At 39.6% G+C, this 273-nt stretch carries 1 pseudogene; it reads left to right on the top strand.

Annotated elements, in window-relative coordinates:
* Positions 1-273: pseudogene (locus tag AAEY62_RS22385) on the top strand (hypothetical protein); the annotation flags it as partial.

Raw genomic sequence — 273 nt, 5'->3', positions numbered from 1 at the left:
CTCCAATACCTCAGCCAATACGTGTGCTTTGTCACTGTATAAAAATAGTTTTAGAGAAGAGCGCATTTACTTTACTGATGAAAGCTCTACTACTGGCCTTTCTCCTGCAGTAGCTATGCATATTAAGCTCAGTAGAGCACTTAAGCTACCTGCTGATAAAGCGGTGTCGTTAGCCTCTTTAATTACGGCTGATAAGTTAACTTTAGGTATTTCTATGAGCCGCTCTTACGGTAACGAAATAGACACACTTATTAATACCACACCCGATATAAA

It is taken from the genome of Pseudoalteromonas sp. GW168-MNA-CIBAN-0100 (assembly GCF_040309225.1).
Classification (GTDB): Bacteria; Pseudomonadota; Gammaproteobacteria; order Enterobacterales; family Alteromonadaceae; genus Pseudoalteromonas; species Pseudoalteromonas arctica.
This window is presented reverse-complemented; position numbering and strand designations above follow the sequence as displayed.